Annotated in this window: 7 protein-coding genes; all 7 read left to right on the forward strand. The window is 41.4% G+C overall.

Going from position 1 to position 8,913, the window contains the following annotated elements; translation table 11 throughout:
- Positions 1–32: 32 nt before the first annotated feature.
- The 7 genes from V6U78_RS12480 (at position 33) to V6U78_RS12510 (ending at position 8,824) form a co-directional block, all read left to right on the forward strand.
- Positions 33–1,991: a nuclease-related domain-containing DEAD/DEAH box helicase gene (locus tag V6U78_RS12480; RefSeq protein ID WP_405341472.1), complete on the forward strand. Its 1,959-nt coding sequence runs from the start codon at positions 33–35 to the stop codon at positions 1,989–1,991.
- Between the two features lie 84 nt (positions 1,992–2,075).
- A complete protein-coding gene (locus V6U78_RS12485) occupies positions 2,076–2,540 on the forward strand; it encodes a hypothetical protein (protein WP_405341475.1) in 465 nt (154 codons plus the stop codon).
- A 640-nt stretch (positions 2,541–3,180) separates the two neighbouring features.
- Entirely contained in the window at positions 3,181–3,549 is a 369-nt protein-coding gene (locus V6U78_RS12490; protein WP_405341478.1) for a hypothetical protein, read from the forward strand.
- 90 nt (positions 3,550–3,639) lie between these two features.
- A complete protein-coding gene (locus tag V6U78_RS12495; protein ID WP_157808995.1) occupies positions 3,640–4,611 on the forward strand; it encodes a hypothetical protein in 972 nt (323 codons plus the stop codon).
- Between the two features lie 798 nt (positions 4,612–5,409).
- Entirely contained in the window at positions 5,410–6,330 is a 921-nt protein-coding gene (locus tag V6U78_RS12500; protein ID WP_405341481.1) for a hypothetical protein, read from the forward strand.
- Positions 6,327–6,770, forward strand: a complete 444-nt coding sequence (locus tag V6U78_RS12505) for a hypothetical protein (protein ID WP_019933716.1) — start codon at positions 6,327–6,329, stop codon at positions 6,768–6,770. Before V6U78_RS12500 ends, V6U78_RS12505 begins: the two co-directional genes overlap by 4 nt.
- Positions 6,767–8,824 carry an AAA family ATPase gene (locus V6U78_RS12510; protein ID WP_405341484.1) on the forward strand — a complete coding sequence of 686 codons (2,058 nt, stop codon included), beginning with the start codon at positions 6,767–6,769 and terminating at the stop codon, positions 8,822–8,824. Before V6U78_RS12505 ends, V6U78_RS12510 begins: the two co-directional genes overlap by 4 nt.
- The last annotated feature ends 89 nt before the right edge of the window (positions 8,825–8,913 follow it).

Genomic DNA, 8,913 nt, shown 5'->3' on the forward strand with positions numbered 1-8,913 from the left:
TGCTCAAAGTAGTTCAGTCAAACTGAGGTTGTATGGCTAAGATATTCCCAAGCATTGAAGTCATCAAGAAAAGCAAGCAGAAGCCGACTGAGGGTGAGTTATTTCTTCTAAATGAGCTGTCGCAGAATTTCGATACGGAAGTGGAGATATACTTTCAGCCATTTTTTAACGGTGAAAGACCTGACATCATAATTATTCACCCGATCATGGGTGTAATCATAATCGAAGTAAAAGACTGGGATTTGTCCTTTTATCATTTGGATGAAAACAACAAATGGCATGTAAATAACAATGGGTCGGTAATACGATCACCGTTCGCTCAAGTTTTTGGTTACAAAAAAAATATGTTCGATCTTCATATTAATGGGCTTTTAGAAAAGAACTTAAATAACAAGAATTTTTACAAGGTGATATCTTGTTACGTTTATTTCCATGGCGAGAATAAAGATTCAATTCAAAAATTTTTCTCTCCCCGAATGGACGAATTGAAGAACATGCTCAGAGAGCATAATAATGCATATTCTGAAAACCCAATAGACCATGACAAATATGAGCGAAAGAGAGAATGGCTTAACTCAAAAATAAAAAAGTTTGAAAGGGATTTGTATCAGCATTCAGTTACCAAAGATCAGTTGATGAAAATAAAATTTCCACTTTCCAAGAAGAGTGACATATACCCTGCATCAATCCACGAAGCTTTCTTAAGGTATTTGCAGCCTCCTTATCATTATCTCAATGAAGGGAAAGAAATCGAATACACTAAGGTGCAAGACAGGCTCGTAACCAGTGAGCAGGGCAAGCGAGAAAAAATTAAAGGGATTGCAGGATCAGGAAAAACTACCGTACTGGCGAAAAGGGCGGTAAATGCACATTCGAGACATGGTGGTAACGTTCTTATACTCACGTTTAATCTTACTCTTCGGATGTACATTAAAGACAAAATAAATGAAGTGAGAAGTGATTTTTCCTGGGGGGCTTTTGGCATTATTAACTACCATAGGTTTATGAGTGCAGCACTCAGTAAATATGGAGTAGATGTAAGTGTTCCTGAGGAAATAAAAAATAATAAGGAAAGGGGCAGTGCTTACCTAGATTCGGAGTATTACTCAAATGAAAATATTTTTGAAAATTGTAAAATTGAAGAAAAATTCGACACAATATTGGTCGATGAAATTCAAGACTATAAACCTGAGTGGATAAAGATAATACGTAAATATTTCTTATCTGACCAAGGCGAAATGGTTCTTTTTGGCGATGAGAAACAGAATATTTATGAAAGGGAAATTGATGAAGAAAATACAACAAAAGTAGTTCAAGGTTTTGGTCGCTGGAATAAGCTGTCTAAATCTTTTCGTTATAAAGAAGACTCACACATATTAGATGTTGCAAAAAAATTTCAAGAAGCATTTTTTAGTGATCGTTACGAACTCGATTTTTCTGAGGCGATGCAGCCCGCACTGTTAGGAGTTGGGGTAAATCAATGTGTAGTGATTGATGCAGGCGATATTATCTCAATTGTTAATTATGTTTTTTCTGTCGCAAAGCGTGAGTCTATTCACCCAAATGACATGGTTATTCTTTCATCCAGCATTTCTCAAATGCGGGAAATCGACTTTTTGATAAGAAAAAATCCAAATTTCAACGAAAGAACTTTGACAACATTTGAAACCAAAGAAGCTCATGATTCTTCACGGGTAGATCGTAGTGAAATTGACAAAATAAGAAGTAATAAAAAGTATGGATTTAACCTTAATAGTGGTGTTTTAAAAATATCGACAATACATAGTTTTAAGGGATATGAGTCACCAACTGTTTTTTTGATTGTTAATGAGCAGGATAATGCGGAGTTGGTTTACGTTGGCCTCACAAGGGCAAAGTTTAACTTGGTTGTTTTTGTCACAAGAAACTCTAAGTATTCCAACTTTTTTGAAGGTTCTCTTGAAGTAATTCAATTATCAGATGGCGGCGGCAACGATATGGAAACAGCATAACAAAGTGCCGCTGACGGACAATTTTTCCGCTGTGCTCCAAAATTGCCGCAGAGCACGGCGTTAGCTGCCATTAAGGATCGCGGTATGCAAAAAATCTATATTGAAGCAGATGATGCTACTGGATTCGAAGTGTCAGAAAATGACTGGGAGAACTTTCCTTGGCATGAACTATCCGAAGAAATTGAAGTAATTCGGATAAAGATCGAGAACGATCTTGGAATTACGTTGGAAAAAGATGGTAATGTTCAAGATGCGTCCTTTATTGAGGAGCTTAGGATTCTAAATCAATCATCGTATTGGTCTAGTGGCGTGATTTGCATAACTCCCGATATTGCTTTGAGGTTTTCGAATTATGGTAAGTTATTCACGTTGTACAGCCTAACAGATAGTTTAGAAAAATATCCTGTTCAAGAAATTAAGTCCATTGTGAGTGAAAAGGGTTGGTCGTTTATCGACGCTAAAGAGTTAGATAGGCCATATGATGGTAAAAATATTGAGCTACAAAAAGCTGGTATTACCTGGTGGATACGTTTTTTTGACTACTTGTAGCAATGCAGCTAACAATCACAAGCAGGGGACCAAACTACGCTCCGCCAATTTGCGGTTCGCTTTGCTCACTTTACCGCAAATTGGCTCCACTCCGTTTGGCCCCTGTTGTGGGCGTTATTGCATTGGCTTGGTTGCGTCGGTTGGGGCGGGTTGTTTCGGGATAGTAGGCAGGTCGCCGCAGCAGATCGGGGCGCTGTTTTAGAAGGGTTTCGTCAGGTTTGGCCTTTGAATAGTGTGCCGCGCCTTCGTTATTGGGCGGCTCTCACTGGTTTAAAAGTGAAAGCTCAGTTTTCAAGCGCGGCAAGTGGTGGCTTTGCTTGAGTTGCTTCGTTGCTGTACTTGGCAGGTTTTCCAGACCGCCCCATCTGCTCGCTTTTTCAGGTTTGAGTTTGGCGAATTCTGTTGGCTCCACTCAGAAATAGTGTGCCAAGGTCGGGGTTTTGGGCTTTAACCCTGGCTTTTTATTTGCTGCACGTTAGCAGCTTTTAGCTTTCTTTTTTTGTTGTTTCTTGCAATAACAAGGCGCTGCACGCGAAACTACCGCTAGCCCGTTTTTGTGTTTTCGCTGCGCTCAATTTTACACAAAATCGGCCGTCGCTTTCGTTCGCGTGAGCTTGGCGTTATAGCTCATAGGTAGCACATGGAAACACTGGTCGAACTATTCAAAGTATATGGAACGCAACTTTCTGCATTGGGGGCAGCTGTTGCCTTCATATTTGGCGCGTACAAATTTCAGGCGGAGAGAAAAGCTAGCCATTTTTGGAAAGAATTTGAGGCATACCACAAGCTCGTCAAGGAGTTGGTAGAGCCTCCTTCAGAAAATGGTGCCATGTATGTTGATCGGCAAACAGCCGCAATTTATGAGTTGCGTTTCTATAGCCGCTACTATCCGCACTCGCAGAGAATGCTCAAAGGCCTCAGAGAAAAGTGGGTGGCTGTTCCAAATCAGTACCCTCGGCTAATTGAAGAGTTGGATTTAACTATTGAATATATCAGCAGCAAGCTATAACAAGGCCAGGCACGGCGACGGCTTTTCCGTTGCGGCTTCGCCTTCACTACAAAGCCGCGCGTGCTGGCGGCGTTAGCCAAGGATTTTGATATGCCAGTAGTTCCATATACAGCTTCAAACTTCGGTCGTCATTGGGGAACAGCGCTGGCTGGTCGTCACAATCTCACACTTAGTTGGAATGAATTTGTGTGGGCTGCTATGACAATGGGAAAGCCTGGCGTTGCATTTTTGTTGTCACATGGGTGGCATTCTCTTAGCGATCTTGTCGTTCGGAGTCACACTGTCTACGCGAACTTGCGGGCTAGCTCAAACCATGTTGAGAAGAGCAGCCTTTATACCGGTTTAGATCCCACAGAGAAAAGTGGGGTCTCGTACTTCATGGGCATGATGGCTGCGAAAATATTGGGAGCTCGCTTGCTTGATACGCCCTGGCTTTTTCATATGTCGTTGGTTCACGCTCTTGGAGGTTCCGTCGTGCTTAAGGCAAAGTCGGAGCCTGATTTAGTTGGATTTCGGCGCAACAGGGAGTGGATAGTTGCTGAGGCTAAGGGACGAACTCGGGGTTACAGCAGCTCAGCGATGCATGCGGCTAAACTACAAACGCGCCAACTACGCACTATAAATGGTCAATACCCTTCCCTTCGGGTGGCGATTCAAGCTTCGTTTAATCCTAGACTTGAATGGGCTATAGACGATCCTGAAGAGTTTGATGAAGGTGTGCCAGATATTCAGTTCGATGTAGAAAGCGCGATGGATATGTACTATTCCGCGCCCATTATTGCGACTGAGAGGGGCCAGAGCAGACTTATAGGAAATCGCAAATTTCAGACGGGGGAGCTTTCAGAAATCGGAGTGACTATTGGAATAGACCGAGAGGTTAAGGAGCGCGTATTAAAACGAATCCTGTTGCAAGGTGAAAAATCGCTATTGCTAGATCAGGCGGCTGAACCATATCAAGAAGACGGCTTTACCATTTTCGCTGATGGGTTGGCGATTTCATTGGATGAGAGATGGTCGGAAGATCGGATGGCTCAAGACCCTTGGTCGAGACGCAATGGCTAACAATCGCAGGCACAGCGACGGCTTTTCCGTTGCGGCTTCGCCTCCACTACAAAGCCGCGCGTGCTGCGGGCGTTAGCCAATAGATTGGAGGTCAAGCTTTGAAGAAGGTTTGGAAGGATCCCGTCTGGAGCTCGGTAATTGCGGGAATAATCCTTGCTGTTATTCTTGGTATAGGACAGCTTTTCTTTGGACTCTAGGGATATGTTGTTATAGGTGCGAGATGGTTTTGGTCCACTATTACCGCTGACGTTCCAATACCGCTTTGGCTCCTCATAACAGGTGTTCCTATCCTCATCTTGCTCATCCCGGTAATTACTAGGCTGAGTCCAGGCAAGGAGCCAAATTTCACAAAGTACACACGTGACCATATTTTAGGAATTGACTGGAGCTGGAAGTGGATGCCGCCGAACAAATTCCGAGCTGACTACAAGTTTGATGAGCTAACGCCTCGCTGTCCAAGCTGTAAGTCCGTATTGAATATTGATGATTATGATGGCCGTCTTGTCTACTGCATCAACGACTCGTGCAAGTGGCAATGGCCTCTGGCATCGCAGCGATATGCTTACCATCATGTAGGTCATCGATCTGATGCAATCGATCACTCATCAAAGATAGACGAGCGAGTCAGGAAAGAGATTGATCGAAAATTGCATACCGGAGAGTGGGCGAATGGCTAACAATCGCAGGCACAGCGACGGCTTTTTCGTTGCGGCTATGCCTTCACTACAAAGCCGCGCGTGCTGCGGGCGTTATGGCAGGCCACAGCGTAGAAGGCACATTGGACTTTGGAATTAATAAATGATCCAGACTAAATACGGAACTTTTGACGGGGATTCATGGGAAGACCTGTGTCAACTAGTTTTCAAATCAAAGTATAAAGATCAACAATACCAAGAGATGGTTGCATCCCCTGGTGATTTCGGGATCGAAGGCTTTACGAAATTAGACGGCGTGGCATTTCAGTGTTATTGCCCCGATACCCACTACACTCAAAAAGAATTGTACGAAAAGCAGAGAGACAAAATAACTAAGGACCTTGAGAAGCTTCGAGCCTACGAAAATGAAATATCTCGTCGAATGGGTAATACGAAAATTAGGGAGTGGGTTTTCGTTACTCCGCTAATCACCGACAATAAATTGCTAAGTCATGCGCAAACGAAGCAAGTAGAGGTTGTCACATGGGGGCTCTCCATTATAGACCCTGAATTCAAAGTTATTCTGCAAGACGCTGATTATTTTGCCTCGGAAATTAACGCAATACAAACAGCGAAAGGGAAAAAAATCACTCTTTTTTCCGCATTAGAATTAGAAAGCCAAGCAGAAGAACAAGAAGTCTCAGAATATGAAAAAAATATTAGTAAGAAGAATAAAGTTCGCTGTACATTCAATGGGGTTTTAGATGAAGAAAAGCATCTAAAATTGAATCGCATAACATCAAATAAATGGCTAAAAAACGATCCATTCCTAAAAGAAATAGAGAAAAACGCTTCGGAAATCTACTTTCACGTGTTGAGAGCAATAAATCAGTACGAAAGTGAAGTAGAAGAGTTGTGTATAACTTGGCGCGGGGATGCTGAAGAATTGATATCTAAGGTTCGAGACGAATTAGCCCAAAGATTAAGTGAGGCAACACCTACTTTAGGAGAGGCAGAGATATACCGGATAGCTGATCAAATGACGTCTAAATGGATTGCATTGTGTCCGTTAGGTATTGAATGATGAGTAAACTTACATTTCACAGAAAGCCTATGCCTCTTATGGCTGAGCATAGGCCTATCTATAAAATCACTCAACTATTACTGGTATTATATCTCTCATCACGAGGAAAGAAGTCTAGCCTAATTCGACTACATTTATTCAGCTGGGTTTTGAAAGATGAGATAAGAAAGAAAATGTTGTTAGAGTCGGCGAATCAAAACCAAATTTTATTTGGGGTATGGGGGGTTGATCCAGCAGTCAATATATCACTTCAGTATGCTGAAGCTGAAGGGCTGATTAGTAAGTCTGGACTTTCATATAAGTTAACTCAAGATGGCGCCAAATACGTTTCAGAAATTGATAGTGAGATGGCTTTCAAAGATGATTACTTTTTTCTTCAGTCAATAGGTTCGAAAATAACTGAAGGTATGGTGGAAAATATTATTAGGGAATGGGAATGATTGGTTTGCACCTAGAGAAATTTAAAATAGTTCTCAATACGACCGGCGGTGAATACGGTTTTGAATGTGAATTTAAATCTGGATTAAATATTGTACGCGGTAATAATTCCTCTGGCAAAAGCACATTGGTTAATTCTCTTATCTATTCTCTTGGCATGGAGGAAATTCTTGGCGGGAAAGGTGAAAAGACCTTGCCTTATGCATTGAAGGAATATGTTGAAAGTGAAAAGAAGGATAAGATAAGGATAGTATCATCTTATGTTTACTTACAGATCTCAAATAAAAATAGTGATGTTGTAACTTTAAAAAGAGCCATTAACTCTACTGATAAAGATACGAAACTAATCGAGGTGATACATGGGGATTATCTTTCGGGAAAAAATCGAGAATTTGATATATCTCCTAAGTATTTGCATGATAAAGGCTCAGCACAGAACACTGAATCGGGGTATTTTACATTCCTTGAGAATTTCGTCGGTTTAAGTCTTCCTTTCGTTCCTGGTGCCAATGGTGGTGAGGTAAAGCTCTATATTCAAACTATTTTTTCAGCGCTCCTAATTGAGCAAAAGAGAGGGTGGACTGATTACATAGCTAATACACCCTATTATGCTATCCGTGATGTGAGAACAAAAATCGTTGAATTTATTCTGGGGTTGGATGTTTTCGAAAACGAAAGGCTCAAATCAACTTTGATGTCAGACTTGACTAATATTCAATCAAAATGGTCGGAGGAGAAGGTTAAAATTGGATTGTTGGAAGAGGACCAGTCTATCAATGTGATAGGTATTAAACGCACAGCAGACGATATGTTTGACCCACAACTAGTCAGAATTACGAAGCAAGTTGGAGATGCTACCTTTGCGCTAAGTGATTACATTGTTGAATTGGTAAGAAAAATTGAGGCTATTGACGAGGCTGAGAATAAAACAAGAGATGATGTTTCTATCGATTTGATAGAGGCATATGAGAGTTCAAAAGCAGAATTAGACCAGCTAGTTTCTATGCTTGATTCCGCTAATTCGGAGATTCGGCTTTCCAAATCAAGGCTGACTGAGTATTTATCACTTAGATCAGAAATAGAAAAAGACTTAGAAAAAAACAAGATTGCTAAAAAACTCAAAAATTTTGGTGCCGAGAGTGGTTTGAGCCTTGCGCTTGATAGTTGTCCGGCTTGTCATCAACACGTAGATGACTCCTTGTTTTTAGCAGATACCCTTATACAGCCGATGAGTATTGACGAAAATGTAAGGTACCTCGATAGTCAGAAAAAGATGGTATCTAGGTATATTTTAGGGTTAGAAAAAACAATTACAAAATTAGAGTCTCAAGCTCGTGAATATTCAGAAAATGTTTCTGATAAGCGTGCAGTATGCTTGAGCTTTAAAAAGCAGATACGGTTATCTGGCAATGCAGAAGAGGCTGACTTAAGAGTTAAACTACAACTTGAACTTAAAGTGGAAAGCCTCTTAAAAGCAGAAAGGATCATAAACAGTTCGGTCAGTAATCTAGTAAATTTCAGCAATGAGTTTCGGAATATTAAGGCCGAGTTAGCAGGCTTGCCGGAACGAAAATCATCTGCTGAGGATGTCAAGAAATATAATAAATTTCAGAATCATTTCCGAAGCTATGCGAGCCTTTTTGGCTATAAGAGTGCGCCAACTTCAGATATAGAAATAAATAGAGACACATTGTTTCCATATTTGGCAGGGCTGGAGTTGAGAGAAGTAAATACGGATATAAAATCTGATTCTTCAGCAAGTGACTTTGTGAGGCTCATCTGGGCTTACTTACTAGCATTATATTCGGCTTCAGAAGAGTTAGGCGGGAATCACCCTGGATTAGTTCTTTTGGATGAGCCAGGTCAGCATTCTATGGGGGTCACAAGTGTAAATGCACTTTTGACGAATATCTCTAAACAGCGAAATATTCAAGGTATTGTGGCTGCATCTTTTGATGAGAGTGATGAAGTATTTGATGAGTCTGTGCACGGAGTAAATCATCACTTAATAGAGTGCGGCTACAAGCTTGTGAAACCTGTGAGTCAAATGCCATAACAAACGCCTGCAACCCGACCTTCGGCCACTGTCACCTTCTGTGCAAAAAGCCGCACAAAAGGCGCCAGTAGCCTCCGGCAGTTGAGGCG

It is taken from the genome of Marinospirillum alkalitolerans (genome assembly GCF_045055655.1).
In the GTDB taxonomy this organism is placed as follows: domain Bacteria; phylum Pseudomonadota; class Gammaproteobacteria; order Pseudomonadales; family Halomonadaceae; genus Marinospirillum; species Marinospirillum alkalitolerans.

Coding starts and splice junctions, on each gene's coding strand:
- V6U78_RS12510 (WP_405341484.1), top strand. CDS start 6,767: ATGATTGGTTTGCACCTAGAGAAATTTAAAATAGTTCTCAATACGACC.
- V6U78_RS12490 (WP_405341478.1), top strand. CDS start 3,181: ATGGAAACACTGGTCGAACTATTCAAAGTATATGGAACGCAACTTTCT.
- V6U78_RS12500 (WP_405341481.1), top strand. CDS start 5,410: ATGATCCAGACTAAATACGGAACTTTTGACGGGGATTCATGGGAAGAC.
- V6U78_RS12480 (WP_405341472.1), top strand. CDS start 33: ATGGCTAAGATATTCCCAAGCATTGAAGTCATCAAGAAAAGCAAGCAG.
- V6U78_RS12485 (WP_405341475.1), top strand. CDS start 2,076: ATGCAAAAAATCTATATTGAAGCAGATGATGCTACTGGATTCGAAGTG.
- V6U78_RS12505 (WP_019933716.1), top strand. CDS start 6,327: ATGATGAGTAAACTTACATTTCACAGAAAGCCTATGCCTCTTATGGCT.
- V6U78_RS12495 (WP_157808995.1), top strand. CDS start 3,640: ATGCCAGTAGTTCCATATACAGCTTCAAACTTCGGTCGTCATTGGGGA.